Genomic DNA, 25,990 nt, shown 5'->3' on the forward strand with positions numbered 1-25,990 from the left:
AAGGTATGGCCTATGAAGGGAAGTCCTGATCGTTTGAGTATGTAGTTTTGCTACCATCGAATGCACGTCGCGCGCCCTGCCGCTGAGGAAGGCGGATCCGGCGAAACAACAACACCTCGATGGAGATCCGATGGGCGTCCGCTCGACCTTGTCCCGTCCCTGGCCGCGTCTGGCGGCGCTGCTGCTGTGCAGCGTTGCCGGGGTGCCGATGGCCGTCGCCGCTGGCGATCCGGCGCTGGCCGCCTGCCAGTCCGGACCGGAGACGGTGCTGACGCCGCAGTCGTCCGGTTTGGTCGTAGGCGCGAGTGCAGATGCAGATGCAGATGCAGATTCGGGTGCAGTTGCGGGTGCAGTCGCAGGTCCGCGTGCGGGCGCGGCGCCGCAACCGGTGTGGCTCGATGCGCGTCGCCTGCGTTGGCCCGGGTTGATGCTTGCCGCTAGCGAGGTCGTCCGTCTGCACCGTTCGGGGCAAGGACGGTTGAACCTGATCGACGGCCGCGTGACCGGGAGCGATGCGAGCGTTCCGCTGTCGGTCGTCGACGTGGCACGCGAGCCGCTGGATGCGGGCACGGCCGCCCAGGCCGCGTACCTGGGAAAGGGTGTCGACCTCGCGCTCGGCAGCGGCGTCGATCCGCGCGAGCTTCAACGGGGCCAGGTGGTGATCTCGGTCGAGGATTCGCACGGGCGCGTGCGGCGATCGAGCAGCGCGCAGACGGCGCGCGCGCTCGACGCGATCTACGCCGCCGCCGAGGACGAGCACTCGCTGGGCGTGACGGTGACGTCGCGCGGCGCGGCCTTCAGGCTGTGGGCGCCGACGGCCGATCGCGTCGAGGTCTGCGCCTATCCGGGACCCGACGGCGCCGCCGTCGCCCGGCTTCCGATGACGCGCGACGAGCGCACCGGGATCTGGTCCGTCGACGCGCCGGACGTGCGCAGCGGCTCGTACTACCGCTACCTCGTCGAGCTCTTCGTTCCGGGCGTCGGCCGCGTGCGCAACCTCGTGACCGATCCCTATTCGGTGAGCCTGTCCGCGGACTCCGCGCGCAGCTACGTCGCCGACTTGTCCGAGCCGCGCCTCCAGCCGCGCGGCTGGTCGGGCAGCCGCATTCCCGACCGCGTGAAAACGCCGACCGACATGGTTGTCTACGAGCTGCACGTGCGCGACTTCTCGCGCGACGACCGCAGCGTGCCCGCCGCCCTGCGCGGCAAGTACCTGGCCTTCACGCAGTCCGGTTCCGCCGGCATGCGCCACCTGCGCGCGCTCAGCGAGGCGGGCCTGACGGACGTGCACCTGCTGCCGGTCTTCGACCTGGCCACCGTGCCGGAGCGCGGCTGTGTAGTGCCGCGCGTACCCCAGGCCGCGCCCGGCAGCGAGGCGCAGCAGGCGGCTGTCATGGCCGCCGCCGACAAGGACTGCTTCAACTGGGGCTACGACCCCTTCCACTACAGCGCGCCCGAGGGCAGCTTCGCCAGCGACGCCAACGACGGCGCGGTCCGCGTGCGCGAGCTCCGCGCGATGGTGATGGGCCTGCACGCGGCCGGATTGCGCGTCGGCATGGACGTGGTCTACAACCACACGACGGCGTCGGGGCAGCATCCGCATTCGGTGCTGGACCGCATCGTCCCCGGCTACTACCAGCGCCTGGACGCGCTGGGCCGCGTCGAGCGCTCGACCTGCTGCGACAACACCGCCACCGAGCACCGCATGATGGGCAAGCTGCTCATCGACTCCGTGGTGCTGTGGGCGCGCGACTACAAGATCGCCTCCTTCCGCTTCGACCTGATGGGCCACCAGCCGCGCGCGGTGATGGAGCAACTGCAGGCACGCCTGAAGCGCGAGCTCGGCCGCGAGGTGCAACTGATCGGCGAAGGCTGGAACTTTGGCGAGGTGGCCAGCGGCGCGCGCTTCGTGCAGGCCTCGCAGCTGTCGCTGAACGGCACCGGCATCGGCACCTTCAGCGATCGCGGCCGCGATGCGGTGCGAGGCGGCGCGGCGGGCGACGATGCGGCCACCTCGGCGCGTCGGCCCGGGTTCATCGTGCCGGCGCCGGCGGGCGACGCCGCGCGTCGCGAGGAACTGCTGCGGCAGGGCGATCTGCTCAAGCTGGCGATGGCGGGCACGCTGCGCGGCTTCGAACTGGAGACCGCCGACGGCCGTCGCGTCGCCGGCGAGCGCCTGCCCTACGGCGATCAGCCGGCCGGTTATGCCTCGATGCCGGCGGAGGTCGTCAACTACGTCGAGAACCATGACAACCAGACGCTGTTCGACGCGCTCGTGCTGAAGCTGCCGCGCACGACCGGCGCCGACGACCGCGCCCGCACGCAGGCGGTGGCGCTCGGGCTCAACGCCTTGAGCCAGGGCGTCGCCTACTTCCACGCCGGCGGCGAGTTGCTGCGCTCCAAGTCGATGGACCGCAACAGCTACGACTCGGGCGACTGGTTCAACCGGCTGGACTGGTCCGGGCGCGACAACGGCTTCGGCGCCGGACTGCCGCCGGCGCGCGACAGCGGCCAGGACTACGCCCTGCTGCGGCCCTTGCTGGCCGATCCCGCGATCAAGCCCGGTCCGGCGCAGATCGACTGGACGCGGCGCGTGTTCCTCGACCAGTTGCGGATCCGCGCGAGCACGTCGCTGTTCCGGCTCGCCGATCCGCAGGAGGTCCGGCGCCGGCTGGTCTTCCACAACACCGGACCGGACCAGCAGCCGGGCGTGATCGTCGGTCGGCTCGACGGCGCGGGACGCGCGGACGCGGTCTTCGAACGGGTGCTCTACGTCGTCAATGCCACCGAGGCACCTGCCGCGCTGGCACTGCCGGCCGAGGCCGGCTTCAGCTGGCGCCTGCATCCGGTGCAGCGCGCCGCCGGCGCGGCGGATGCGCGGGTACGGACCGAAACGCGGAGCGACGCCGCCCGCGGCGACTTCCGGGTGCCGGCGCGCAGCGTCGCGGTGTTCGTCGTCGAGCGGCGCTGAGCCTCTCCGCGCGCCAGCGCGCTGACCCTTCGCCGGGCGGCTTTCAAGCCCGGGATGACCCCATCCGTCGCACGGGCCCGCACGCGCCGCGCGGCGGAGTAGCATGACTCGTCAGCGGCCCTGTCAGAGGTCGCCACGGAGACGGTCATGGGAACGATCCAGGTTTTCCACGCGGTCGGGCGGGCGCTGTCGCTGGGCGCGGCGCTGCTGTCCGTGGCGGCGCTCACGGGATGCGCCACGGCGCCCGAGGCGCCGTCCCCGGTCGATACGGCGCCACTGATCCACGACGAACTCTTCCCGGCGTCGCGCGACGCGATCGATCCGGAACGGGTCATGGCGATCACGCCCAAGATGCGCGAGTTCATCCGCAGCCGCATCCCGAATGTCGGCAACGGCACGACGCTGATGATGGACACGCGCGACCTGCGCCACCTGCTGCTGGATGCGCTCTACAACCGCAACGAGCTGCAGCTCGAGTACGACGCCGAGACCACGCGCACCGCCGCGGAGGCCTTCGACGCCAAGGCCGGCAACTGCCTGTCGCTGGCGATGATGACGGCGGTGTTCGCGCGCGAGATGGGCCTGCCCTTCGTCTTCCGCCAGATCTACGACGAAGAGCAGTGGAGCCGCGTCGGCGACCTGCAGGTGGTGTCCAGCCACGTCAACATCGCGCTGGGCCGGCGCAGGACGGAGTTCCGCGTGCTCGGCAACGACGAGCCCTCGCTGGTGGTCGACTTCCTGCCCGGCGCGCAGATCTCGCGCCAGCGCGCGATGCCGGTGGACGAGCGCGCGATCGTCGCGATGTACCTGAACAACCGAGCCGCGGAACTGATGTCGCAGGCCCAGATCGACCGTGCGTATTGGTGGGCCCGCGCCGCCTGGCTGCATGACCCGCGGCTGCTGACCGCGCTCAACACCTTGGGCGTGATCTACCGGCGCCATGGCGACACGGCGCTCGCCGAGCGCGCCTTCCGCTACGTGCTGGCGCACGAGCCGTCCAACCTGCAGTCCATGGCCAACCTGGCCCAGGCGCTGCGCTTCCAGGGCAACCTCGCCGAGGCGCAGAAGTACGAGGCGCAACTGGCGCTGCTCCAGCCGTATCCGCCGTTCAAGTTCTTCGACCTCGGGATCGCGGCGATGAAGGCGGGGGACTACGCCCAGGCCCGCGATCTCTTCGCCAAGGAGATCGACCGCTCGGCCTATTACCACGAGTTCCATTTCTGGATGGCGCTGGCCAACGTGGGCCTGGGCAAGTGGGACGTCGTGCGCGCCGAACTGGCCAAGGCCCAGGAGTACAGCGTCACCGCGCCGCAGCGCCAGCTCTACGCCGCGAAACTCGAGAGCCTCAAGGCCAAGATGCAGCAGACGAAGATCCAGGTCCGCTGACGGCCTCAGGCATTCAGCGGCCTCAGGCGTTCAGCGGCGGCAGGCCATGGCGCGCGCGGGCACGCGCGCAGGCGTCGTCGCCGATGCCCAGCGGCGAACGCAGGCCGAAGTCGCGGCACGGTGACGGCCGCCATTCATAGATGCCGCAGCCGGCGCGCTCGCCGACCTGGCCCTGCAAGGCGGCGCAGCGCGGCCGCGCGTGGTCGGTGCCGCGCAGGCGGCAGGTCGAGTCCGTGACCGCCACCGTCAATCCATCCGGCACCGTGCCGCCTTCGCTCAGGAGTTCCTGGCGCGAGAAATCGACGCGGAAGCTCGCGCAGCAGGCACCGCAGCGGGTGCAGGGGTTGTCGGCGGAGGACATGGCGCTCAGTTCGACGCCGACGGGCTGATCAGCGTGCTGTCGGGCGGCGGCGGGTCGTCGGGCAGCACGGGCTCGCGCACCACGGTGACCGTGCAGGCGCACTGCGAGACGACCTGCGCCGACACGCTGCCCAGGTAGCGCCGCATCATCGAGCTGGCGCGCGCGCCCATCACGACGTGGTCGACGCCGGTCTTCGCGGCGAACTCGATCAGCGCGTCGGCGGCGTCGGGCGCTTCCAGCACGTGGAAGGTCAGGCGGCCGTCCTCGAGGGCCAGTTCCCGCGTCATCGGATGCGCCCAGTTTTTCAGCGCGATCAGTTGCTGCACGTGGTGGCTGCGGCCGTGCGCGTCGGTGAGTTCGTCCATGCCGATGCGGTTGGTCTTCATCACGCCGACGCAGGCGAGCCGCGCGCCCGGCTCGGTCTGCATCAGGCGGCGCACGACCTCGCGCAGTTCCTCGAGCAGGGTCGGCGTGGCGCCCAGGACATCGACGGCGGCCATGATCACCGGGCTGCGCGCGACCTGCGCGCCGACCGACGCGGGCGCGCGCGGTTCCTCGCCCATCGCCAGGAACCAGCGCTTGAAGCGGCGCACCATGCCGCTGCGCTGCAGCTTGTGCGCGCGCGCCGTCAGCGGCACCGCGTCCGGCCGCTGCAGGTCGAGCGCGAGCTGCGCGGCGCTCTGGTAGCGGCGCTCCGCGCGCACCTCCAGGCAGTGCAGCACGATCTCCTGGAACCAGGGCGGCAGCTCGGGCCGGATGGCGCGCGGCGGGATCGGGTCGACGTAGAGCCGCCGCCGCAGCTGGCGCACCGAGGTCGGCTGGCCGAAAGGCCGCTCGCCGGTGGACAGGTGGTAAAGCATCACGCCCAGCGCGAAGAGGTCGCTGCGCGGATCGTTGCGGACGAACTGGACCTGCTCCGGCGACATGTAGGGCCCGGTGCCCATCGGCAGCGAGAACTCCTCCTCCAGCAGGTCGGGCAGGAAGTCGTGCCGCGACAGGCCGAAGTCGACCAGCACCACCGTGCCGTCCGGACGCAGCAGGATGTTGCTGGGCTTGATGTCGAGGTGCACCAGGTGCTGGCGGTGCAGGTCGGTCAGCGCATGGGCGACCTGGATGCCGATCTCGACGACCTCCACCAGCGGCAGCGGCGCCTGGTCCAGGCGCGGGCGCAGGCTTTCGGCCTCGATGCGCTCCATGACGATGTAGGCCTGGCGGCGCCAGTCGCCGCGCGCGACGAAGCGCGGCACGTGCGGACCCTTGAGCGCCGGCATGATCATCTGCTCGACCTCGAAGCCGACGATGCTGGCCGGGTCCTCGCCGCCCTTGATGCGGGGGACCTTCATGATCAGGGGGAAGTCCTCGGCGGGATGCGCGGGATCCGTCGGGTCCAGACGGCGCACCTGCCAGAGGTTGGCCATGCCGCCCTGGTGCAGCCGTGCCTCGAGCACGAAACCGTCCAGCACCTGGCCGGGTTGCAGCGGCGAGGTGATCGGAACAGGGGCCGAGGTGGAAGCGTGCGTCGGGTGGGCGTCGTTCATCGATGGTTTGGCACTTCTACCGCCGCTGGCCCTCACCCCCGCCCTCTCCCGCAAGCGGGAGAGGGAGCAGGAGGTGGACCCTCAGCGATCTTCAGCGGCCCGCGACGAGCCGTTGCGCGAGGCGGTCCGCCAGCCCCGCGGGCAGTCCGGGCGCGGCGCGCAAGGCGGCGGCGGCGGCTTCGACATCGTAGGGCACGCGCTGGAAGCTCAGCTCCTCGCTGTCGTGGTCGAACAGCGCGTAGGCGGCGGCCGGGTTGCCGTCGCGCGGCTGGCCGCAGGCGCCGGGGATGACGAGCCACTGGCGGTTGGGCAGCAGCGGGATCGGGACGCCCGGCTGCGGCTTGAAGTCGCCCGCCTTGCCGGTGCCGGAGAGGTGGTAGAGCATGGGCTCGTGCATGTGGCCGCAGAAGGTGTAGCGGCACTCGGTCGCATGCAGGCTGCGCATCGCCTCCAGCCGGCCCTGCACGTAGGCGAAGCCGGTCGGGTCGAACGCGTTGGCATGGACGTAGAGGCAGTCCTCCTCTTCTTCCGACATCGGCAGTCCGGCCAGGAAGGCCATCTGGTCGTCGGTGAGTCGCGCGCGGGTCCAGGCGATCGCGGCGCGCGCGTCCTCGTTCATCGTGGGGCGGGGGCCCTGTGTCACGCCGAGGTCGTGGTTGCCGGCGACGGCGATCGCGCCTTCCGCGCGCAAGGCCCGCACCTGGTCGACCACCCAGCCGGGATCGCTGCCGTAGCCGACGTAGTCGCCCAGGAGCGCGAAATGCCGGGCGCCCTGCCGCCGGGCATGGTCGAGGACGGCCTCGAAGGCCTGGCGGTTGGCGTGCAGGTCGGAGATCAGAGCGGTCTTCATGGAAACGGCATGGATGCGAACGGCAAGGATGCCACGCGCGGCTGACATCAACCTTCGCAAGTTGGCGAGTGGCGGACGGCGATCCCCCGAAGGGAGGGGCCTGCCCCCCTCCGGATGGGTGAAGGGCTGCGAACTCGCGGGTTTGACGCGTTGTGGACCTCCGGGGCTTTGCTACGCTGACCCACGACATGGAACGCCAGGAGGGCGATGTGACGAGCGCGCACCGCCGCTGGCAGTTCCGGCATGGGAGAGAAAAAAGATGAACAGGTTCGAATTCGGGCGGCCGGACTGGCCCGCGCGCATCGTGCGCTTGGCGGGCGGCCTGGCGTTGGGGCTGATGTCGGCGTCGGTGACGACGTCGGCGTGGGCGGACTGCACGCGACCGATCCGGGTGCCGGTGGCGCCCATCGGCATGAGCGTGGTGACCTCAGGCGGCGAGGTCAGCGGGGTCTATCCGGACCTGCTGCGCAAGGTCTCGACGGAGACCGGCTGCCAGTTCGACTTCGTCGTCGTGCCGCGGGCGCGGGTCGAGGCGATGTTCGCCGCCGGCGCCGCCGATGCGCTGGTGCCGGCGACGCGGACCTCGCAGCGGGACCTGCACGGCGACTTCGTCCCGATGATGAAGGCGCGGCCGATGCTGATCTCGATCTCGTCGGACCGTGCGCCGGTCGAGAGCCTGGCCGAGCTCGGCGAGCGGCGCGAGCTGCGCGTGGCCGTGGTGCGCGGCTTCGATTACGGCGAGCCCTACCAGCAATTGCTGCGGACGCTGAAGGCGCAGCGGCGGCTGGTCGTGGAGGCCGACGCGGCGGCGGTGGTGCGCACGCTGGAACGCCACCTGGCGGACGTGACGCTGATGGCGCCGTCCATCCTCGCGGGCACGCTGCTGCAGGACTCGAAGACGCGGCCTCTGCTGGACCGGCTGCGGCTGGAGGCGATGGCGGAACTCACCTGGACCGACAGCGGGATCTACCTGTCGCGGCACCTGCCGGCGAAGGACCGCGAGGTGCTGGGCGACGCGCTGGAACGGAACTCCCGCTCGGGCACCGTCTGGAAGACGCTGCAGAAGTACTACCCGGCCGGCTCGTATGAAGAGGGCCTGAAGGCGCTGGTGGCGCCGAAGTGATCGCGGCGGTCGCCGCCTGATGCGACAAGACCCGCACGTGGCGGGCCTTGTCGTCCCGGCAGCGGGGCAGGGCCCTCAGCCGAATTCAGGCGATCTCAGCCCTCAGCCGATCTCAGCCGATGCGTCCCAGCAGCAGGTACTCCATCAGCGCCTTCTGCACGTGCATGCGGTTCTCCGCCTCGTCCCAGACCACCGACTGCGGGCCGTCGATCACGTCGGCCGCGACCTCCTCGCCGCGGTGCGCCGGCAGGCAGTGCATGAACAGCGCATCCGGCTTGGCCTGCGCCATCATGTCCCTGTCCACGCACCAGTCCGCGAAGGCCGTGCGACGCGCCTCGTTCTCGGCCTCGTAGCCCATGCTGGTCCAGACGTCCGTGGTCACCAGGTCCGCGCCGCGGCAGGCTTCCTTCGGATCCTTGAAGACCTTGTAGCAGCGCGTGTCCTTGATGCCCGCGACCGCCGGGTCGATCTCGTAGCCGCTGGGCGTGCTCACGTGCACGGTGAACCCCAGGATCTCGGCCGCCTGCAACCAGGTGTTGGCCATGTTGTTGCCGTCGCCGACCCAGGCCACCACGCGTCCCTTCAGGCAGTCCATGTCGATCGCGCCGCGCCGGTCCATGCCGCGCTGTTCGATGAACGTGAACAGGTCCGCCAGGATCTGGCACGGGTGGTACTCGTTGGTCAGCCCGTTGATGACCGGCACCCGCGAGTGCGCCGCGAAGCGCTCCAGCTTGGTCTGCTCGTAGGTCCGGATCATCACGATGTCGACCATGCGGCTGATCACGCGCGCGCTGTCCTCGATCGGCTCCGCGCGGCCCAGCTGGCTGTCGCCGGTGGTCAGGTGCACCACCGAGCCGCCCATCTGGTACATGCCCGCCTCGAAGCTGACGCGGGTCCGCGTGGACGCCTTCTCGAAGATCATCGCCAGCGTGCGGTCCTGCAGCGGCTGGTACTTCTCGTAGTTCTTGAAGCGTCGCTTGATCGTCGCCGCGCGCTCGAACAGGTGGGTGTATTCCTCCGCGCGCAGGTCCTTGAACTGCAGGTAGTGACGCATGAGCGTGTTCCCCGGTTTCATGGCGCGGCGGGCGCTGCCGGGGGTGCAGCCAGGAAGGCCTTCACCAGCGGCACCAGACGCGCGGCGATCTCGGCGGCTTCCTCGCTCGTCAGGATCAGCGGCGGCACCAGGCGGATGACCTTGTCGGCCGTCACGCTCAGCAGCAGGCCGGCTTCCATCGCCTGCGTCAGCAGCACGCCGCAGGGGCGGTCCAGCTCGATGCCGATCATCAGGCCGTAGCCGCGCACCTCGACGAGGCCCGCTTCGCCGGCCAGACCGTGCTCGAGCGCGGCCTTCAACTCGGCGCCGACGGTGGCGGCGTTGGCCAGCAGGCCGTCCTCTTCCATCACCGTCAGCGTCTCGACACCCGCGCGCATCGCCAGCGGATTGCCGCCGAAGGTCGTGCCGTGGTTGCCCGGCCCGAAGACCTTGGCGGCCTTCTCGCCGCATACCACCGCGCCGATCGGCACGCCCGAGCCCAGGCCCTTGGCCAGCGGCATCACGTCCGGCACGATGCCGGCCCATTGATGCGCGAACCACTTGCCGGTGCGGCCGATGCCGCATTGCACCTCGTCCAGCATCAGCAGCAGCTCGTGCTCGTCGCACAGCTTGCGCAGGGCCTTCAGGAAGTCGATGTGCGCCGGGTTGATGCCGCCTTCGCCCTGGATGGTCTCCAGGAAGATGGCGGTCACGTTCGGGTGCTCGGCGATGGCCTGGCGGATGGCCTCGATGTCGTTCAGCGGCACGCGCACGAAGCCCGGCACCAGCGGACCGAAGCCCGCCTGCACCTTCGGGTTGCCGGTGGCCGAGAGCGTCGCGATCGAGCGGCCGTGGAAGGCTTTCTCGAACACGATGACCTCGGGGTTGGCGTTGCCGCGGTCATGGCCGTACTTGCGCGCGATCTTGAGCGCGGCTTCGTTGGCTTCCAGGCCGGAATTGCAGAAGAAGGCGTTGGTCAGCCCCGACAGCGCGCAGAGCTTGGCCGCGAGTTGCTCCTGCAGCGGGACGTGGTAGTAGTTGCTCGTGTGGATGAGCTTGCCCACCTGGTCCCGCAGGGCCGCCACCAGCTTCGGATGGTTGTGTCCGAGCGTGTTGACGGCGATCCCGCCCAGGCCGTCCAGGTATCGTCGGCCGGCCGTATCCCAGACCCAGGCGCCTTCGCCGTGCGACAGGGCGATCGGCAGGCGGCCATAGGTGTGCATCACATGGGGTTCGGTCGGGGCGGCGAACGAGGTGTCCGGGGCGTTCATCAAGTCTCCAAACGTGGGAGGGGTTGGGGGAGCAAATGATTCTACGGGCCGACCCTGGCGGGCGAGGAGATTCCTCCTTCACAGCCATGGAAGCCCGGCTGACCAGCGGGCGTCCTGCGAGTCCCGCCCACGGGCGAGCAGAAGCCCACGTGTGCTGCGGCGCAACACATCCAGGGCACAATAGCGTTTTTGCCGGGACGCGTGAGACCGTAGCCAATGACTGAGCAGCCCAAGCCGCGAGAAGTGTTCATCCAGGGGATCACCACGGATGGCCGCACCTTCCGCCCGAGCGACTGGGCTGAACGTCTGGCTGGGGCCATGTCCTGCTTCCGGCCCGGCGGCACCCGCAGCGGCCGCGACGCCTACCTCGGCTACTCCCCTTACTGCGTGCCGCGCGTCATCGACGGCATCAAGTGCGTCATCGTCAACGAGGCGCTGAAGTCCGTCGAGCCGATGGCCTGGGAGTTCGTCATGAACTTCGCCCGCGACAACAAGCTGCAGGTCGTCGACGCCTGCCTGCTGCCCGACGGGCGCGACGCCGGCAAGGCCTGAGCGCCCTCCCGACGGCCCTCACGCCCGCCGCCACACCAAGCCTCCTCCCGGCCCGATCGGGCCATCGCCGGACGGCGTCCCGGCGGCTACGCTGACGGGTTCGCCGCGACCTCCCCACCGGGCTTCCTGGACATGGCCGTCTTCACCGCCGACGCAGGCTCCCGGGCCGCGGCCGTCCTGCCGGAAATGCAGCAGCTGCTGCGCCTGATCGATCAGGGGGGATCGATGCTGCAGGCCCGCGAGCTGGCCACCGTGACCACCAACGGCGGCACGCTGCCGGTGATCGGCGTGACCTTGGGCAATCCCGACCCCGGCGTGCCGGCGCTCGGTTTCATCGGCGGCGTCCACGGCCTGGAGCGCATCGGCGCGCAGGTGGTGCTGGCCTACCTCGGCAGCCTGGTGCGCCGGCTGCGCTGGGACCTCAGCCTGCATCAGCAGCTCGAATCGCTGCGACTGGTCTTCCTGCCCGTCGTCAATCCGGGCGGCGTGCTGACGGGGTCGCGGGCGAATCCGCAAGGCGTCGACCTGATGCGCAACGCGCCGCAGGACGCCGACCGCGGCGTGCCGTTCCTGGTCGGCGGTCATCGACTGACGCGGCATCTGCCGTACTACCGCGGCCCGGCGGGCGCGCCGCTGCAGGCCGAGAGCGACGCGTTGTGCCGCTTCGTCCGCGAAGAGCTGCTGGGTCGCCCGGTGTCCATGGCCATCGACTTCCACAGCGGCTTCGGCCTGCGCGACCGCATCTGGTTCCCGTATGCGCGAACGCGCCGACCGATGCATCACCTCGCCGAGATCCACGCGCTGTGCGAGGTGCTCGATCAATGCCTGTCCCCGCATCCCTACGTGATGGAGCCGCAGAGCCGGCATTACCTGACCCACGGCGACCTGTGGGACCACCTTTACGACGAGTCCCTCTCCCTTGATCGAGGGATCTTCCTGCCGATGACGCTCGAAATGGGGTCATGGCTGTGGGTGAAGAAAAATCCGCGCCAGCTACTCTCCCGCCACGGCATGTTCAACCCGCTGATCGCCCATCGACAGCAGCGCGTGTTGCGACGGCACATGGCCTGGATGGACTTCATGACGCGCGCCACGCAGAGCGCGCTGCGGTGGTTGCCGGGGCCGGACACAAGAATCGATCATGGGGAGCAGGCGTTGATTCGCTGGTATCGGAGGACCGCTCGATGAGCGTCCACACCTGGGTGCTGTTGCGCGGGCTGACCCGCGAGAGCGGCCATTGGGGGGATTTCCCCGCACGCCTGTTGCGCGCGTTGCGGGTGCAGCAGCCGGAGGCCCGGCTGGAACTGCTCGACCTGCCTGGCAATGGCGACAAGCATCGCCAGAGCAGCCCGACCCATGTCGACGCGATGATGGAGGCGTGCCGTGCGGAGCTGCGTCGTCGCGGCGTTCCCCCGCCGTACCAGGTGCTGGCGATGTCGCTGGGCGCGATGGTCGCCAGCGAATGGGCGGCGCGCCATCCGGACGAGCTCGACGGCATCGTGCTGATCAACACCAGCCTGCGGCCCTTCAGTGCGTTCTTCCGGCGGTTGCGGCCGTCGAACTACTGGTCCTTGCTGCTGCTGAGCCTGACGCGATTGAGCCTGCGCCGGCGCGAGGCCAAGGTGCTGCAGATGACGACGCGGATGCAGCGCCAGCCGGACCAGGTGATCGACGACTGGGTCTCGATCCAGCGCCAGCATCCGGTGCGGCGGCGCAATGCGCTGCGGCAGCTGCTGGCGGCGGCGCGTTATCGCGCCAGCCTGGCCAAGCCCCAGCCGCCGATGCTGCTGCTGTGCAGTCAGGGGGACTCGCTCGTCGACTGGCGCTGCTCGCAGGCCATCAGCCGGGCGTGGGGCGCGCCGTTGCGGCTGCACCGGCACGCGGGCCACGACCTGCCGCTCGACGATGGGGAATGGGTGGCGCGCAACGTCGTGGACTGGCTCCACGTGCGCGAGGTCGTCGGACAGATCACGACGCCGATGCCGCTCTGAACGACCGCTCCGACCGACGCGGCGCCGAGGTTTCGATTTGGGATGCACGGCTAGGCGCGAACCGGAGCCATAGCCCAGCTATGGCGAGGATTCGCAACGACGCCGTGCGCCCAAAGCGGAACCTCGGAGTCGCGTCGGGAACGAAAAAGCCCGCCTTCCGGCGGGCTTTGTTCGTGCACCAGAGCTGGACTTTGCTATCAGGCGGCGAGCGCCTTGATCTTCGAAGACAGGCGGCTCTTGTGGCGAGCAGCCTTGTTCTTGTGGAAGATGCCCTTGTCGGCGACCGAGTCGATGACGGGCTGGGCGGTCTTGAACAGGTCGGCGGCCTTGGCCTTGTCACCCGTGACGATCGCCTTTTGCACGTTCTTGATGACCGTGCGGAACTTCGAACGCAGCGCCGAGTTGGCGGCGTTCAGCTTGACGTCTTGACGTGCGCGCTTGCGGCCCGAGGCCAGACGCACGGTTTTCTTCTTGGCTTTGGAAGAGCTTGCCATTGTCTTATTGGTCCAGTTGGTGCAAAGACGGCGAGTATAGCAGCCAGGATTGGAAAAACCAAACCCGAGGTATTGCGTCCGCGACGGGACACCCATAATGCGCGCTCCCGCGCCGGGGCGCCGCGTCCCGACCGCGGCGTCCCCCGCCTGTGTCCCCGTTTCCGCCTCCGCGCCGCGCCTGAATGAACCTGCTCCGCACCGCCTCCGTCGTTTCGGTCTTCACGCTGCTGTCCCGCATCACGGGCCTGGTCCGCGAACAGATGGTGGCGGGGCTGTTCGGCGCCAATGCGATGACCGACGCCTACAACGTGGCGTTCCGCATCCCCAACATGCTGCGGCGCCTGTTCGCCGAGGGCGCGTTCTCGCAGGCCTTCGTGCCGTCGCTGGCCGCCGCGCGCGCCAGGGACGGCGACGAGGCCACCCGCCACCTCATCGATGCCGTCGCGACCGTGCTGCTGTGGGCGCTGCTGGCGACCTGCGCGATCGGCGTCATCGGCGCGCCGGTGCTGGTCTGGGCGCTGGGCGCGGGGCTGTCCCGGGACGCGCACGAGGCCGCCGTGGTGATGACGCGCTGGATGTTCCCGTACATCGGCTTCATGTCGCTCGTGGCGCTGTCGGCCGGCATCCTGAACACGTGGAAGCGCTTCATCGTGCCGGCGGTGACGCCGGTGCTGCTGAACCTCGCCTCGCTGGCCTGCGGCTACGGGCTGACGCCGGTGCTGGCGCGCCACGGCTATGAGCCGATCTATTCGCTCGCGCTGGGCGTGATGGTCGGCGGCATCCTCCAGTTGGCGGTGCAGGTGCCGGCGCTGCGGCGCGTCGGCCTGATGCCGCGATTCGCGCTGAACCTGTCCGGCCTGCGCGTGGCCGCCGCCGACGAGGGCGTGCGCCAGGTGTTGCGCAAGATGGGCCCGGCGCTGCTGGGCGTCGGCGTGGCCCAGCTCTCGCTGCTGATCAACACGCAGATCGCGATCGCGGTGGGCGAGGGCGCCGCCTCCTGGCTGACCTATGCGGACCGGCTGATGGAGTTCCCCATCGCGCTGCTGGGTGTCGCGCTGGGCGTGGTACTGACGCCGCAACTCGCGGCCAGCACGGCCAAGGGCGAGACGCAGAAGTACTCGGGCCTGCTCGACTGGGGCCTGCGCCTGACCCTGCTGCTGGCGCTGCCCTGCGCGGTCGCGCTCCTGGTCTTCGCCGAGCCGCTGGTCGCCGTCCTCTACCAGCGCGGCGCCTTCCAGGCGGCGGACGTCGCCCATACCGCCCGCGCCGTGATGGGTTATGGGCTGGGCCTGATGGGGCTGGTGTCGATCAAGGTGCTGGCCCCCGGCTTCTACGCGCGTCAGGACATGCGCACGCCGGTGCGCATCGCCGTCGGCGTCCTGATCCTGACGCAGGTGTTCAACGCGATCTTCGTGTTCGGCTTCAAGATCGGCGTCGCCGGGCTGTCGCTGTCCATCGGCCTGGGCGCCGTCGTCAACGCGTGGCTGCTGCTACGCGGGCTGCGCAAGCTCGGCACCTACACGCCCGAGGCCGGCTGGCCGCTGTTCCTGCTGCGCGTGGTGATCGCCAGCGCGGCGATGGGCGCCCTGCAATGGTGGCTGGCCAGGCATTTCGGCTGGGTCGGCGGCAAGGGCATGCACTTCGAGTTGGCGCGCGCCGGCTGGATGGCGCTAAGCCTCGGCGCCTCCGCGCTGCTGTACTTCGGCGTGCTGCTGCTGCTGGGCGTGAAGCTGCGCCAGTTCGCCCGTCGGGCTTGAAGGCTCTTCGGGCCTGACCTCACCGGGCCTGAAATCTGGGGCGTCCCCCTCCGGCGCCGCGCACGATGGCGGGCGTAGACTCCGGCGCATGAGTTCGCCTTTGCAGTGGACGGTGCCGTCGGCGCTGGACTATTTCTCGACGCTGGTTGCCGACGACGACACGCTGAACCTGGCCGAGGCCGCCACCGCGATCGCGCTCGACGAGGTGCCCCGGCTCGACGTGCAGCAGGTGATGGCCGAGCTGGATCGTCTCGGCGAGCGGCTGCGCCACCGTCTGCCCGCCGACGCGCCGCCCAGCCACCGGCTGCGCATGCTCAACCAGTATTTCCACGGCGAGCTCGGCTTCGCCGGCAACGTCAACGACTACTACGCCGTCGGCAACAGCTACCTCCACCAGGTCCTCGCCACGCGCCGCGGCATCCCGATCACGCTGGCGATCATCTACATGGAGCTGGCGTCGCATGTCGGGCTGCGGATCAAGGGGGTCAGCTTCCCGGGCCACTTCCTGATGAAGCTGCGCCTGCCGCAGGGCGAGGTGGTGCTGGACCCGTTCAGCGGACGCTCGCTGGGCCGCAGCGAACTCGACGAGTTCCTCAGCCCCTGGCGGGAGCGCGCCGGTTTGATGCCGCAGGAACCGATGTCGCTGGATGCCTTCCTCGGCACGGCGTCGCCGCGCCAGATCCTCGCGCGCATGCTGCGCAACCTGAAACAGATCCACATGGACCAGCAAGACCTGCCCCGGCTGCTGGCGGTCCAGCGCAAGCTGGTGGCCCTGCTGCCGGACGACCGGGTGGAGCGCGCCGATCTGGAGCAGTGCCTGCAACAGCTCCGTGACGCCGGCGGCGGTCCCGCCACCCTCCATTGAGGGAGCGGGAGGGGGCGGGAGGGAGTGGGAGGGCGTGGAAGGGGGGAGGGCCCGTCGGGCGACGCTTAGAATCCCCCTCTTCACGAGGGTGCGACCTCCGCCTTGCCGAGGTCGACCCCGCCATCCAACGCTGAAGTGGTTTGAAGCAGATCCCGCTGTCGCTCGGTCCCGAGCCCGACTACACCTTTGACACGCTCCTCACCGGTGCCAACACCGCGGCCCTCACGCATGTGCTGGCGCTGGGGGCTGGCGCGCCGCCGGTGTTCCTGTGGGGGCCGCCCGGCAGCGGCAAGACGCACCTGCTGCGGGCGCTCGCGCGGCACTGGCAGCAGGCCGGCGCGCAGGTCGGCTGGTATGACGCCGACACCCCGCTGCCCTGGGAGCTGCCCACCCACCCGAGCCTGCTGCTGCTCGACGACGCCCAGCGTTTCGACCCGGGCCAGCAGCATGCGGCCTTCGCGCTCTTCGTCGAGGCGGCGACGCTGGGACTGGCGGTCGTCTCCACGGGCACCGCGCCGCCAGTCGACCTGGACCTGCGCGAGGACCTGCGCACCCGGCTCGGCTGGGGCCCGACCTTCGCGTTGCAGCCGCTGTCCGAGGCCGAGGTGCGCGCCGTGCTCCGCCGCGAGGCCGACCGCCGCGGCATCGCGCTGAGCGACGACGTCATCGACTACCTGCTCACCCGTTACGCCCGCGACCTCAAGCACCTGATGACGCTGCTGGACGGGCTGGACGAATTCGCCTTGGCCAGCAAGCGGGCGGTCACCGTGCCGCTGCTGCGCCAGATGCTCGCCGACCAGGGGGCGCTCGCCTGAGGGGCGACGCCGCCGGTTGCATCGATTTCAAGGTTTTTCAAGGACAAGACCCGTGGACCTGACCCTGTTCGACCTCGACGGCACGCTGATCCCGCAGGACTCGGACCACGCCTTCGGCGGCTACATGGTGGAGATCGGCTGGGCCGACGGCGCCGCCTGGGCCGCCCGCAACGACGAGTTCTACGCCGACTACCAGCGCGGGGACCTCGACCTGGACGAGTACGTGGACTTCGCCACCTCGGTGTGGCGCGCCCGGCCGCTGGCCGAGGCCGAGGCGGCCCGCGCCGAATTCATGGCCCAAATCGTCGCGCCGATGTTGCGCGACAATGCGCGCGCACTCGTGCAGCGCCACCTGGACGCCGGGGATCTGGTGGCCGTGGTGACGGCGACCAATGAATTCGTGACCGCGCCGATCGCCCAGGCCTTCGGTGTCGACCACCTGATCGCCGTGCAGCTGGAGCGCGACGCGGCCGGGTCGTTCACCGGGCGCGTGCAGGGGACCCCGTCCTTCCAGGCGGGCAAGATCGTGCGCGTGAACGAATGGCTGGCGGCGCAGGGGCGCCGCTGGGAGGATTTCGAGCGCGTGCATTTCTACAGCGACTCGATGAATGACCTGCCGTTGCTGGAACGGGTCAGCCATCCGGTGGCGACCAACCCCACCTCGGCCCTCGAGGCGCTGGCGCGCGAGCGCGGCTGGCCGATACTGAAGCTGTTCGAATGATCAAAAAATTTATCAACAAGCTGTTGGGCAAGTCCGAAAGTACCGCCACGCCGCTGGGCAAGCGCGTGGAGATCACCGCGGAGGAGCACCGCATCGACCCGGCCCTGCTCGATGAGCGCGGCGTCAAGGTCGTCAAAGGGCTGACCGACGCGGGCTATGAGGCCTTCATCGTCGGCGGCGCCGTGCGCGACCTGCTGCTGGGCCGCCGGCCCAAGGACTTCGACGTCGCCACCGACGCCACGCCGGAGCAGGTCAAGAACCAGTTCCGCCGCGCCTTCATCATCGGCCGGCGCTTCCGCATCGTCCACGTGGTCTACGGCCGCGGCCGCGAGCACGAGGTGATCGAGGTCTCGACCTTCCGCGCGCTGCTCAAGGAAGACGACGCCGAGCAGGTGCAGGGCAACGAGAAGACGTCCAAGGGCGCGCTGGAGGGCAAGTCGCACGTCGTCGACGCGTCCGGCCGCGTGCTGCGCGACAACGTCTGGGGCCCGCAGATCGAGGACGCCGCGCGGCGCGACTTCACCGTCAACGCGATGTACTACAACCCGGAGCGCGAGCTGGTGGTCGACTACCACGGCGGTCTGGCCGACGCCCGCAAGAAGGTGCTGCGGATGATCGGCGACCCCGAGACCCGCTACCGCGAGGACCCGGTCCGCATCCTGCGCGCCGTGCGCTTCGCCGCGAAGCTGGGCTTCACGATCGAGCCCAAGACCCGCGCGCCCATCGCCGTCATGGCGCCGCTGCTCGCGAACGTGCCGCTGTCGCGCATGTTCGACGAGATGATCAAGCTGCTGCAGACCGGCCACGCGCTGGCGAGCATCGAGGAACTGCGCAAGCAGGGCCTGGCGCGCGGCGTGTTCCCGATCCTGGACGCGGTGCTCGACAAGGACGGCGCGCTGCCGGACAACGTGCACGGCAAGTTCGTCCGCCTGGCGCTGGAAGACACCGACAAGCGCGTCGAGGAAGGCCGCTCGGTGGCGCCGAGCTTCATGCTGGCCTGCATGCTGTGGGGCGAGGTCCAGCAGCGCTGGACGCGCCTGATGGACGGCGGCGAGGGCGCGGTGGCGGCCTTGCAGCAGGCGATCGACCTGGTCTTCGACGCGCGCGTCGGCGACATCTCCGGCCGCGGCAAGCTCGCGGCGGACATGCGCGAGATCTGGATGATGCAGCCGCGCTTCGAGCGCCGCACCGGCAGCGGTCCGCACCGGCTGATCGAGCAGCCGCGCTACCGCGCCGGCTTCGACTTCCTGGCGCTGCGCGCCGAGGCGGGCGAGATCGATCCGGCCCTGGCCGACTGGTGGGAAGACTTTGCGCTGGGCACCGAGGACGAGCGCCGCGCGCTGCTGGAACTGGCGCGCGAGACGCAACGCCAGGGCGGCCCGCGCAGCAAGCCCAAGGCGGGCGGCGGGCGCGTGCACTCGGTGCCGCGCGGCGCCGTGAGCACGCCCGCGACCCTGCCCGTCAGCGGCGAATCGGCCGCCGCGCTGCCGATCGATGCGGAAGCGGTGGACGCCGCGGAAGGCGAGGGCGGCACCGGCCATCCCGCCAAGAAGCGCCGTCGCCGCCGCAAGCCCAAGGCGGCGGGCGGCGCGGCTGCGCCGGCCGATGCCGGCGGCCCGACCAACGACGAATGACCCGCCGCGGATGATCACGGCCTACGTCGGCCTGGGCGCCAACCTCGGCGACCTGCGGCGCACGCTGGAGGCGGCGCTGGCCGACCTCGCCGACGTGACCGACGTGAGCCTGACGGGGGTCTCCTCCGCGTGGCGCAGCGCGCCGGTCGGCTGCGAGGGGCCCGACTACCTGAACACGGTCGCGCGCGTCACGACGACACTGCCGCCGCTCACGCTGCTCGCGGCCTTGCAGGCCATCGAACTGCGCCACGGGCGCGAGCGGCCGTTTGTCAACGCGCCGCGGACCCTCGACCTCGATCTGCTGCTCTACGGTGACCAGACCATCACCCTGGATCGGCTCCTCGTTCCGCATCCGCGGCTGCACCAGCGCGCCTTCGTGCTGCGCCCGCTGCTGGAACTGGATCCTTCGCTCGAAGCACCAGGTCTGGGTCGACTGGCGAGTCATTTGCCCTCGGTCGTCGATCAGGCCGTCGAGTGCGACGGCACGCCGTTGCGCCTGCCCTGACCACCTGGTCTCACCACCCGCCCGCCACATCCAACCGCTTTCGGGAGTCCGCCTCATGTTCGCAACCGCCGCCGGCTGGCAGATGGTCGCCCTGCTGACGCTGTCCAACGTCTTCATGACCTTCGCCTGGTACGGCCATCTGAAGGAGCTGGCGTCCAAGCCGTGGTACGTCGCGGCGCTGATCAGCTGGGGGATCGCGCTGTTCGAGTACCTGCTGCAGGTCCCGGCCAACCGCATCGGTTACGACGGCGGTTTCACGCTCGCCCAGCTGAAGATCACGCAGGAAGTGATCACCCTGGGCGTGTTCGTCCCGTTCTCGATGCTCTTCATGAACCAGCCGTTCAAGACGGACTTCATCTTGGCCGGCCTGTGCCTGATGGGCGCCGTCTACTTCATCTTCCGAAGCTGAATGTCGAAATAGCTCCGACGGGCCATGGGCGGCTACACTCGTGGGTTTTCCGTGACACGGAAATGAATCAATTGTGACGGTCCGGCGCGGATCGCACGGCGCGGAGCCTCCCCCATGTTTTTCGGCAAGCTGCTGCCCCGAGAGGGCAATTTCTTCGAACTGTTCAATGAGCACGGCACGCAGATCGTGGAAGGCGCGCGCGCCTTCATGCTCATGATCCAGAACTACAACGACCTGACGCTGCGCGAGAAATACGCCGCCGAAGTCGACAAGGCCGAGCACCACGCCGACCGCGTGACCGCCGAGGTGAACCGGCTGCTGCATCGCACCTTCATCACGCCGATCGACCGCGAGCAGATCCACGGTCTGATCAACGCGATGGACGACATCCTGGACCTGCTGCAGGATTCCAGCGAGACCATGCAGCTCTACGACGTGCGTTCCATCCCCGAGGAAGTGCTGCGCCTGGGCGAGCTGTCGGCCAAGTGCTGCGAGCGGGTGAAGCACGCCGTGACGCTGCTGCCCAAGCTGAGCGAACCCAAGACCGCCGAAGCCGCCATCAAGGCCTGCGAGGAGATCGACAAGCTCGAGTCCGACGCCGACCGCGTGATGCGGGCCGCGATGTCCAAGCTGTTCCGCGAACAGGAGGACGTGCGCGAGCTGATCAAGCTCAAGGCGATCTACGAGCAGCTGGAATCGATCTCCGACCGCTGCGAGGACGTCGCCAACCTGATCGAGGGCATCGTCCTCGAGAATTCCTGATCCGGTCGCGGAGCGTCTCCCATGGGAACGATGCACGTGGCCTTCTGGGTCGTGGCCATGCTCGTGGTGCTGGCCGTCGCCTTCGACTTCATGAACGGCTTCCACGACGCCGCCAACTCGATCGCGACGGTCGTGTCGACCGGCGTCCTCAAGCCGCAGCAGGCCGTGCTGTTCGCGGCCTTCTTCAACGTGATCGCGGTGCTGTTCTTCGAACTGAAGGTGGCGGCCACGATCGGCAAGGGATCGATCGACGCGGGCATCGTCGATCACCACGTGATCTTCGGCGCCCTGATCGGCGCGATCGCGTGGAACGTGATCACCTGGTTCTACGGCATCCCGTCGAGCTCGTCGCACGCGCTGATCGGCGGCCTGGTCGGCGCGGCCATCGCCAAGGCAGGCACCAAGGGCCTGATCATGAGCGGCATCGGCAAGACGGTGCTGTTCATCTTCGTCTCGCCGCTGCTGGGCTTCCTGCTGGGCTCGCTGCTGATGGTGGCGGTGGCCTGGCTGTTCAGACGCAGTTCGCCGCTGCGCGTGGACAACTGGTTCCGGCGGCTGCAACTGGTCTCGGCCGGGCTGTACAGCCTGGGCCACGGCGGCAACGATGCGCAGAAAACCATCGGCCTGATCTGGATGCTGCTGATCGCCTCGGGCTACGCGGGCGCCGGTGAACATTCGCCGCCGACCTGGGTCATCGTCGTCTGCTACCTGGCGATCGGCCTGGGCACGATGTTCGGCGGCTGGCGCATCGTCCGCACGATGGGCCAGAAGATCACCAAGCTCAAACCGGTCGGCGGCTTCTGCGCGGAAACCGGCGGCGCGATCACGCTGTTCCTGGCGACGTCGCTCGGGATCCCCGTGTCCACGACGCACACGATCACCGGCGCCATCGTCGGCGTGGGCTCGACGCAGCGCGCCTCCTCGGTGCGCTGGGGCGTGGCGGGGAACATCGTCTGGGCCTGGATCTTCACGATCCCGGCGTCGGCGTTCATCGCCGGGTTGTTCTACTGGATCAGCTTCACGCTGTTCTGAGGCCGCTGGCCCTCACCCCCGCCCTCTCCCGCAAGCGGGAGAGGGAGTCCGACCGCATTCCTTCTTGCCTCCTCTTCCGCTTGCGGAAGAGCGCAGCACTCGGTACGCCGACTCCCTCTTCCGCTTGCGGAAGAGCGCAGTACTCGGTGCACCGACTCCCTCTCCCGCTTGCGGGAGAGGGCAGGGGTGAGGGCCAGCGGCGGTGGAAGTACGGAGGCGTTCCCGCGACTACTGGCTGATCTCGCGGGCGGCTTCGACCTGCGATTCGAAGTAGCGCTGCGCCGAGAAGGCGATCGTGGCCATCAGGCAGGCGCCGCCGACCATCAGGCACGCAATGACGCCCAGGATCGGCAACCAGCCGGTCCGGCGCACCGCCTGTCCGGGATTGAAGCGGTCGGCCCAGCGCTCGTCGGGCATAAGGCCGTAGACGATGCCCGCCAGCATGCCCTGGGCGATCATCAGCCCGAGCAGCGGGATCAGGAACCAGGCGGCGACGTCGTCCTGCCCCAGCGTGTCCATGCGGTGCACGCCATACAAGCCCAGCAGCGTCGGCAGCGGGTGCAGCCAGGCGAGCTTGTCGCTGAAGCCGTGCAGATAGAAGCGATGCGCCCCGAGGCTGCCGAGCGCGAAACTCAGCCAGGTCGCGACGGTCTTGGACTTGAGGTCCGCCGCGCCGCCGGCGCCAGGGGCGACTGCGTTCATGCGGCGGGCGTCTCGGCGGGGGCCGAGGGCGCCGCCGGCGGGGCCGCCACGGTCGCCGCGGTTGTTGGCATCGCACCGTTGGGCGAACTGGCGTCCCCCTGACCCAGCTGGCGTTGCATCAGCACGACATCGAGCCATTTGCCGAACTTCCAGCCGGCCGCCTTCATCACGCCGATGTCCTCGAAACCGTGGCTGCGGTGCACGCCGATCGAACCGAGGTTCTGCGAATCGCCGATCACGGCGACCATCTGGCGCGCGCCGGCGGCTTCGCAGCGGGCGATCAGTTCGGCCAGCAGCAGCCGGCCGACCCCCTGGCCCTGGGCCTGGGGCGAGAGGTAGATCGAGTCCTCGACGAAGTAGCGATAGGCCAGCCGCGGACGGAAGTAGTTGGCGTAGGCAAAGCCGAGCACCTGCCCGTCGCGCTCCGCGATCAGGTACGGCAAGCTGCGGCTGAGCACCTCGGTGCGGCGGCGGCCCATCTCGGCACGGTCGGGCACGTCGGTCTCGAAGGTCCCGGTGCCGTGCAGCACCGCATGCTCGTAGATCTGCTGGATGGCGGCGATATCACCCTCCAGGCTGGGGCGGATCAGGAGAGGGGAGGAACTGCTGGTGGTCGTCGTCATTGGGGGAGGAGGACAAAGCGTCAAACGCGAGTTTATAATGCCGGGTTTTGGCGCTGGCCCCCGGGTGTGGCTGTCACGCTTCGAAGCTTCCTGATCCGGAGCTCGTGCGATGTCAGTCCGGGGGCGTATCTACAGGGCCAGCTGTCGACCTTTCGTGGGGATGTTGCGCGACACACGCGTGCCCCATCCGAGGGTCGATCCCATTTGTCTGCTTGCCCCTGTGTGTCTCCCTGGTGCGGTGGAACGCTCAAAACCTGAAGGATAGATCATGGTCGTTATTCGACTCTCCCGCGGTGGCTCCAAGAAGCGTCCGTTCTACAACATCGTCGTGACCGACAGCCGCAATCGTCGCGATGGCCGCTTCATCGAGCGCGTCGGTTTCTACAACCCCGTGGCCACCGGCAACGCCGAAGGCCTGCGCGTCGCGCAGGACCGCGTGTCCTACTGGGTCGGCACCGGCGCCCAGCTGTCGCCCGCCGTCGCCCGCCTGGTCGACGTGGCCAAGAAGTCGGCTGCCGCTCCGGCCGCCGCCGTCGCTGCTTGAATCTCCGGATCTAAGTAGATGAAGCAGGCGCCCGACGACATCATCGAGAGTTCCCCGGCCTTTCCGGAGGACGCCATCGAGGTCGGGCGCGTGCTGGACGCCTGGGGCATCAAGGGCTGGCTGAAGATCCTCAGCCATTCCCCCGATGCCCAGGCGCTCTTCGCCTCCCGCCGCTGGTTCATGAAACCGAGCGAGAAGGCATTGCCGGGCAAGCCGCATGTCGTGCCCCCCGTGCTCAAGGTTCTGTCCGTCCGCGACCACGCGGACGGCATCGTCGCCCAGGTCGAAGGCCTGGCCGACCGCAACGGTGCGGAGGCGCTCAAGGGCGCCCGCATCTTCGTCTCGCGCAGCGTGTTCCCGGACACCGACGAGGACGAGTTCTACTGGATCGACCTGATCGGCATGAGCGTCGTCAACAAGGACGGCCAGACGCTGGGCGAGGTGATCGACCTGATCGACACCGGCCCGCACTGCGTGCTGCGCATCCTGCCTGCCGGCAAGACGGCGCCGGTCAAGCCGGACGAGGAAATCCTGATCCCGTTCGTGAACGCGTTTGTCGGCACCGTCGACAAGGCCGCCAAGGTCATCCCGGTCGACTGGGACCTGGACTACTGAAGCCGCCGGGCCTGATGCCCATGCGCTTCGACGTCCTCACCCTCTTTCCCGAACTCTTCGACCCCTTCCTGCGGGTCGGCGTGACACGTCGCGCGTACGAGAGCCGACAGGTCGACGTGCGGCTCTGGCAGCTGCGCGATCACGCCGAGGACAACTACCGCCGTGTCGACGATCGCCCCTTCGGCGGCGGTCCCGGCATGGTCATGCTGGCCGCGCCGCTGGAGCGCGCGTTGGCGGTGGTGAGGGCCGATCGCGCGACCACGCATCCCGGCGCGCCCGCCGTCATCCATTTCAGCCCGACCGGACGCAGGCTCGACCAGGCGCTGGCCCGCGAGCTGGCGCAAGGCGAGGGCGCGATCCTGCTCTGCGGCCGTTACGAAGGCATCGACCAGCGCGTGCTGGACCGCCACGTGACGATGGAGATCAGCCTCGGCGACTTCGTGCTGTCCGGCGGCGAGCTGCCCGCCATCGCGATGCTCGATGCGATCGCCCGGCTGCAGGAAGGCGTGCTGAACGACGCCGCCTCGCACCAGCAGGACAGCTTCTCCGACGGACTGCTGGACTGTCCGCACTTCAGCCGTCCCGAAGTCCTGGAGACGCCCGAAGGCCCGTGGCCGGTGCCGCCGGTGCTGCTGTCCGGCCACCATGCCGAGATCGCCCGCTGGCGCCGCGAGCAGTCGCTGGCGTTGACGCAACGCCGTCGGCCCGAGCTGATCGAGGCGGCGCGCCGCGACGGCAAGCTCGACAAGAAGGACGAGAAGTTCCTGGCCGCGCTGCAGCCGGCGCCTGGCAAAGCGGCAGGCAAAGCGACGGCCAAAACCGGCGGCGGCACGGGCGAAGTTTGACGATCGCCCCGGCACGTCTATAATCGCGGGTTTTTCCGATCCTCTACTGGGCTGATGGGGCAAGGGCAGTGCTTTGACACTGTTGGTTGAATCCCCACGCGGGCGGTGCCGAAGAATTCATTCGATGGCGGCCAGACCTGGAATCATCCTGATTCGCGCCGGCAAGATCACAGGAGATCCTCGTGAATCTGATCCAGACCCTTGAGCAAGAAGAAATTGCTCGCCTGAACAAGACCATCCCCGCGTTCGCCCCCGGCGACACGGTGATCGTGAACGTGAACGTCGTCGAAGGCACCCGCAAGCGCGTGCAGGCCTACGAAGGCGTGGTCATCGCCCGCCGCAACCGCGGTCTGAACTCCAACTTCATCGTCCGCAAGATCTCGAGCGGCGAAGGCGTCGAGCGCACGTTCCAGCTGTACAGCCCGCTGATCGCTTCGATCGAAGTGAAGCGTCGCGGCGACGTCCGTCGCGCGAAGCTGTACTACCTGCGTCAGCGTTCGGGCAAGTCGGCGCGCATCAAGGAAAAGCTGGCCATCAAGACGGTCGCCTGATCCTCGGCGCAAGCCACCCCCAAAGCCGCTCCAAGGCCCT

Annotated in this window: 27 protein-coding genes; 19 read left to right on the plus strand and 8 right to left on the minus strand. The window is 69.2% G+C overall.

The features are described from left to right. Positions 1 to 130 precede the first annotated feature (130 nt). Complete coding sequence (locus AC07O8_RS13590; protein ID WP_495048522.1) at positions 131 to 2,971, plus strand: alpha-1,6-glucosidase domain-containing protein; 2,841 nt, start codon at positions 131 to 133, stop codon at positions 2,969 to 2,971. 147 nt (positions 2,972 to 3,118) lie between these two features. Then, complete coding sequence (locus AC07O8_RS13595) at positions 3,119 to 4,357, plus strand: tetratricopeptide repeat protein (RefSeq protein WP_495048523.1); 1,239 nt, start codon at positions 3,119 to 3,121, stop codon at positions 4,355 to 4,357. 22 nt (positions 4,358 to 4,379) lie between these two features. On the opposite strand, the gene AC07O8_RS13600 is transcribed toward AC07O8_RS13595, so the two are convergent. From AC07O8_RS13600 to AC07O8_RS13610, 3 genes are all read right to left on the minus strand, one after another. Then, entirely contained in the window at positions 4,380 to 4,718 is a 339-nt protein-coding gene (locus AC07O8_RS13600; RefSeq protein ID WP_495048524.1) for a YkgJ family cysteine cluster protein, read from the minus strand. A 5-nt stretch (positions 4,719 to 4,723) separates the two neighbouring features. Next, positions 4,724 to 6,256, minus strand: a complete 1,533-nt coding sequence (locus AC07O8_RS13605) for a serine/threonine protein kinase (RefSeq protein WP_495048525.1) — start codon at positions 6,254 to 6,256, stop codon at positions 4,724 to 4,726. 91 nt (positions 6,257 to 6,347) lie between these two features. Continuing rightward, positions 6,348 to 7,106: a metallophosphoesterase family protein gene (locus AC07O8_RS13610; RefSeq protein ID WP_495048526.1), complete on the minus strand. Its 759-nt coding sequence runs from the start codon at positions 7,104 to 7,106 to the stop codon at positions 6,348 to 6,350. A 259-nt stretch (positions 7,107 to 7,365) separates the two neighbouring features. On the opposite strand from AC07O8_RS13610, the gene AC07O8_RS13615 reads away from it, so the two are divergent. Further along, the gene (locus AC07O8_RS13615; protein ID WP_495048527.1) at positions 7,366 to 8,229 is read left to right on the plus strand and encodes a transporter substrate-binding domain-containing protein; all 864 of its coding nucleotides are present in this window, start codon (positions 7,366 to 7,368) and stop codon (positions 8,227 to 8,229) included. A 112-nt stretch (positions 8,230 to 8,341) separates the two neighbouring features. Here the strand turns inward: AC07O8_RS13615 and argF are convergent, their stop codons facing one another. Beyond that, entirely contained in the window at positions 8,342 to 9,304 is a 963-nt protein-coding gene (gene argF, locus AC07O8_RS13620; protein WP_495048528.1) for an ornithine carbamoyltransferase, read from the minus strand. Further along, positions 9,301 to 10,533 (minus strand): aspartate aminotransferase family protein, encoded by a 1,233-nt coding sequence (locus tag AC07O8_RS13625; RefSeq protein WP_495048529.1) that lies wholly within the window; start codon positions 10,531 to 10,533, stop codon positions 9,301 to 9,303. Before AC07O8_RS13625 ends, argF begins: the two co-directional genes overlap by 4 nt. Before the next feature lie 216 nt (positions 10,534 to 10,749). On the opposite strand from AC07O8_RS13625, the gene AC07O8_RS13630 reads away from it, so the two are divergent. From AC07O8_RS13630 to AC07O8_RS13640, 3 genes are all read left to right on the plus strand, one after another. Beyond that, on the plus strand, positions 10,750 to 11,085 hold the full coding sequence (locus AC07O8_RS13630) for a DUF3579 domain-containing protein (protein WP_495048530.1): 336 nt from the start codon (positions 10,750 to 10,752) through the stop codon (positions 11,083 to 11,085). Between the two features lie 132 nt (positions 11,086 to 11,217). After that, positions 11,218 to 12,273, plus strand: a complete 1,056-nt coding sequence (locus tag AC07O8_RS13635) for a M14 family zinc carboxypeptidase (protein WP_495048531.1) — start codon at positions 11,218 to 11,220, stop codon at positions 12,271 to 12,273. Next, a complete protein-coding gene (locus AC07O8_RS13640) occupies positions 12,270 to 13,076 on the plus strand; it encodes an alpha/beta fold hydrolase (protein ID WP_297523989.1) in 807 nt (268 codons plus the stop codon). Before AC07O8_RS13635 ends, AC07O8_RS13640 begins: the two co-directional genes overlap by 4 nt. A 197-nt stretch (positions 13,077 to 13,273) precedes the next feature. On the opposite strand, the gene rpsT is transcribed toward AC07O8_RS13640, so the two are convergent. Then, positions 13,274 to 13,570 (minus strand): 30S ribosomal protein S20, encoded by a 297-nt coding sequence (gene rpsT / locus AC07O8_RS13645; protein ID WP_067269869.1) that lies wholly within the window; start codon positions 13,568 to 13,570, stop codon positions 13,274 to 13,276. 182 nt (positions 13,571 to 13,752) lie between these two features. On the opposite strand from rpsT, the gene murJ reads away from it, so the two are divergent. The 9 genes from murJ (at position 13,753) to AC07O8_RS13690 (ending at position 22,070) form a co-directional block, all read left to right on the plus strand. Continuing rightward, on the plus strand, positions 13,753 to 15,327 hold the full coding sequence (murJ, locus tag AC07O8_RS13650; RefSeq protein ID WP_495048532.1) for a murein biosynthesis integral membrane protein MurJ: 1,575 nt from the start codon (positions 13,753 to 13,755) through the stop codon (positions 15,325 to 15,327). Positions 15,328 to 15,415: 88 nt separating this feature from the next. After that, positions 15,416 to 16,192, plus strand: coding sequence for a SirB1 family protein (locus AC07O8_RS13655; protein WP_495048533.1), 777 nt, complete (start codon positions 15,416 to 15,418; stop codon positions 16,190 to 16,192). Positions 16,193 to 16,332: 140 nt separating this feature from the next. Beyond that, on the plus strand, positions 16,333 to 17,007 hold the full coding sequence (gene hda, locus AC07O8_RS13660; RefSeq protein WP_495048534.1) for a DnaA regulatory inactivator Hda: 675 nt from the start codon (positions 16,333 to 16,335) through the stop codon (positions 17,005 to 17,007). 52 nt (positions 17,008 to 17,059) lie between these two features. Continuing rightward, the gene (locus AC07O8_RS13665; RefSeq protein ID WP_495048535.1) at positions 17,060 to 17,728 is read left to right on the plus strand and encodes a histidinol-phosphatase; all 669 of its coding nucleotides are present in this window, start codon (positions 17,060 to 17,062) and stop codon (positions 17,726 to 17,728) included. Then, positions 17,725 to 19,362: a polynucleotide adenylyltransferase PcnB gene (gene pcnB / locus AC07O8_RS13670; RefSeq protein ID WP_495048536.1), complete on the plus strand. Its 1,638-nt coding sequence runs from the start codon at positions 17,725 to 17,727 to the stop codon at positions 19,360 to 19,362. The genes AC07O8_RS13665 and pcnB overlap by 4 nt, the downstream gene beginning before the upstream one ends. 10 nt (positions 19,363 to 19,372) lie before the next feature. Further along, positions 19,373 to 19,867: a 2-amino-4-hydroxy-6-hydroxymethyldihydropteridine diphosphokinase gene (gene folK / locus AC07O8_RS13675; protein ID WP_495048537.1), complete on the plus strand. Its 495-nt coding sequence runs from the start codon at positions 19,373 to 19,375 to the stop codon at positions 19,865 to 19,867. Positions 19,868 to 19,922: 55 nt separating this feature from the next. Beyond that, positions 19,923 to 20,276, plus strand: coding sequence for a DMT family protein (locus tag AC07O8_RS13680; protein ID WP_495048538.1), 354 nt, complete (start codon positions 19,923 to 19,925; stop codon positions 20,274 to 20,276). A gap of 114 nt (positions 20,277 to 20,390) precedes the next feature. Further along, positions 20,391 to 21,038: a DUF47 domain-containing protein gene (locus AC07O8_RS13685; protein ID WP_297523981.1), complete on the plus strand. Its 648-nt coding sequence runs from the start codon at positions 20,391 to 20,393 to the stop codon at positions 21,036 to 21,038. A 21-nt stretch (positions 21,039 to 21,059) separates the two neighbouring features. Beyond that, a complete protein-coding gene (locus AC07O8_RS13690) occupies positions 21,060 to 22,070 on the plus strand; it encodes an inorganic phosphate transporter (RefSeq protein ID WP_297523980.1) in 1,011 nt (336 codons plus the stop codon). A 228-nt stretch (positions 22,071 to 22,298) separates the two neighbouring features. On the opposite strand, the gene AC07O8_RS13695 is transcribed toward AC07O8_RS13690, so the two are convergent. Both AC07O8_RS13695 and AC07O8_RS13700 read right to left on the minus strand, forming a co-directional pair. After that, complete coding sequence (locus tag AC07O8_RS13695) at positions 22,299 to 22,772, minus strand: NINE protein (protein ID WP_495048539.1); 474 nt, start codon at positions 22,770 to 22,772, stop codon at positions 22,299 to 22,301. After that, positions 22,769 to 23,395 carry a GNAT family N-acetyltransferase gene (locus tag AC07O8_RS13700; protein WP_495048540.1) on the minus strand — a complete coding sequence of 209 codons (627 nt, stop codon included), beginning with the start codon at positions 23,393 to 23,395 and terminating at the stop codon, positions 22,769 to 22,771. Before AC07O8_RS13700 ends, AC07O8_RS13695 begins: the two co-directional genes overlap by 4 nt. A 268-nt stretch (positions 23,396 to 23,663) precedes the next feature. Here AC07O8_RS13700 and rpsP point away from each other — a divergent pair, with 268 nt between their 5' ends. The 4 genes from rpsP (at position 23,664) to rplS (ending at position 25,950) form a co-directional block, all read left to right on the plus strand. Beyond that, positions 23,664 to 23,939 carry a 30S ribosomal protein S16 gene (gene rpsP, locus AC07O8_RS13705; RefSeq protein ID WP_297523977.1) on the plus strand — a complete coding sequence of 92 codons (276 nt, stop codon included), beginning with the start codon at positions 23,664 to 23,666 and terminating at the stop codon, positions 23,937 to 23,939. An 18-nt stretch (positions 23,940 to 23,957) separates the two neighbouring features. After that, the gene (gene rimM, locus AC07O8_RS13710) at positions 23,958 to 24,554 is read left to right on the plus strand and encodes a ribosome maturation factor RimM (protein WP_495048541.1); all 597 of its coding nucleotides are present in this window, start codon (positions 23,958 to 23,960) and stop codon (positions 24,552 to 24,554) included. A gap of 20 nt (positions 24,555 to 24,574) precedes the next feature. Next, the gene (trmD, locus tag AC07O8_RS13715; protein WP_495048542.1) at positions 24,575 to 25,399 is read left to right on the plus strand and encodes a tRNA (guanosine(37)-N1)-methyltransferase TrmD; all 825 of its coding nucleotides are present in this window, start codon (positions 24,575 to 24,577) and stop codon (positions 25,397 to 25,399) included. A gap of 182 nt (positions 25,400 to 25,581) precedes the next feature. Beyond that, positions 25,582 to 25,950 (plus strand): 50S ribosomal protein L19, encoded by a 369-nt coding sequence (gene rplS, locus AC07O8_RS13720; RefSeq protein WP_495048543.1) that lies wholly within the window; start codon positions 25,582 to 25,584, stop codon positions 25,948 to 25,950. Positions 25,951 to 25,990 lie beyond the last annotated feature (40 nt).

The organism is Roseateles sp. GW821-FHT09G09, assembly GCF_059415965.1.

Coding starts and splice junctions, on each gene's coding strand:
- AC07O8_RS13690 (WP_297523980.1), top strand. CDS start 21,060: ATGGGAACGATGCACGTGGCCTTCTGGGTCGTGGCCATGCTCGTGGTG.
- AC07O8_RS13605 (WP_495048525.1), bottom strand. CDS start 6,256: ATGAACGACGCCCACCCGACGCACGCTTCCACCTCGGCCCCTGTTCCG.
- AC07O8_RS13695 (WP_495048539.1), bottom strand. CDS start 22,772: ATGAACGCAGTCGCCCCTGGCGCCGGCGGCGCGGCGGACCTCAAGTCC.
- AC07O8_RS13625 (WP_495048529.1), bottom strand. CDS start 10,533: ATGAACGCCCCGGACACCTCGTTCGCCGCCCCGACCGAACCCCATGTG.
- folK (WP_495048537.1), top strand. CDS start 19,373: ATGATCACGGCCTACGTCGGCCTGGGCGCCAACCTCGGCGACCTGCGG.
- AC07O8_RS13590 (WP_495048522.1), top strand. CDS start 131: ATGGGCGTCCGCTCGACCTTGTCCCGTCCCTGGCCGCGTCTGGCGGCG.
- AC07O8_RS13635 (WP_495048531.1), top strand. CDS start 11,218: ATGGCCGTCTTCACCGCCGACGCAGGCTCCCGGGCCGCGGCCGTCCTG.
- AC07O8_RS13655 (WP_495048533.1), top strand. CDS start 15,416: ATGAGTTCGCCTTTGCAGTGGACGGTGCCGTCGGCGCTGGACTATTTC.
- murJ (WP_495048532.1), top strand. CDS start 13,753: ATGAACCTGCTCCGCACCGCCTCCGTCGTTTCGGTCTTCACGCTGCTG.
- AC07O8_RS13610 (WP_495048526.1), bottom strand. CDS start 7,106: ATGAAGACCGCTCTGATCTCCGACCTGCACGCCAACCGCCAGGCCTTC.
- AC07O8_RS13640 (WP_297523989.1), top strand. CDS start 12,270: ATGAGCGTCCACACCTGGGTGCTGTTGCGCGGGCTGACCCGCGAGAGC.
- AC07O8_RS13700 (WP_495048540.1), bottom strand. CDS start 23,395: ATGACGACGACCACCAGCAGTTCCTCCCCTCTCCTGATCCGCCCCAGC.
- rpsT (WP_067269869.1), bottom strand. CDS start 13,570: ATGGCAAGCTCTTCCAAAGCCAAGAAGAAAACCGTGCGTCTGGCCTCG.
- trmD (WP_495048542.1), top strand. CDS start 24,575: ATGCGCTTCGACGTCCTCACCCTCTTTCCCGAACTCTTCGACCCCTTC.
- pcnB (WP_495048536.1), top strand. CDS start 17,725: ATGATCAAAAAATTTATCAACAAGCTGTTGGGCAAGTCCGAAAGTACC.
- AC07O8_RS13685 (WP_297523981.1), top strand. CDS start 20,391: ATGTTTTTCGGCAAGCTGCTGCCCCGAGAGGGCAATTTCTTCGAACTG.
- argF (WP_495048528.1), bottom strand. CDS start 9,304: ATGAAACCGGGGAACACGCTCATGCGTCACTACCTGCAGTTCAAGGAC.
- AC07O8_RS13595 (WP_495048523.1), top strand. CDS start 3,119: ATGGGAACGATCCAGGTTTTCCACGCGGTCGGGCGGGCGCTGTCGCTG.
- AC07O8_RS13615 (WP_495048527.1), top strand. CDS start 7,366: ATGAACAGGTTCGAATTCGGGCGGCCGGACTGGCCCGCGCGCATCGTG.
- AC07O8_RS13680 (WP_495048538.1), top strand. CDS start 19,923: ATGTTCGCAACCGCCGCCGGCTGGCAGATGGTCGCCCTGCTGACGCTG.
- AC07O8_RS13600 (WP_495048524.1), bottom strand. CDS start 4,718: ATGTCCTCCGCCGACAACCCCTGCACCCGCTGCGGTGCCTGCTGCGCG.
- AC07O8_RS13630 (WP_495048530.1), top strand. CDS start 10,750: ATGACTGAGCAGCCCAAGCCGCGAGAAGTGTTCATCCAGGGGATCACC.
- rimM (WP_495048541.1), top strand. CDS start 23,958: ATGAAGCAGGCGCCCGACGACATCATCGAGAGTTCCCCGGCCTTTCCG.
- rpsP (WP_297523977.1), top strand. CDS start 23,664: ATGGTCGTTATTCGACTCTCCCGCGGTGGCTCCAAGAAGCGTCCGTTC.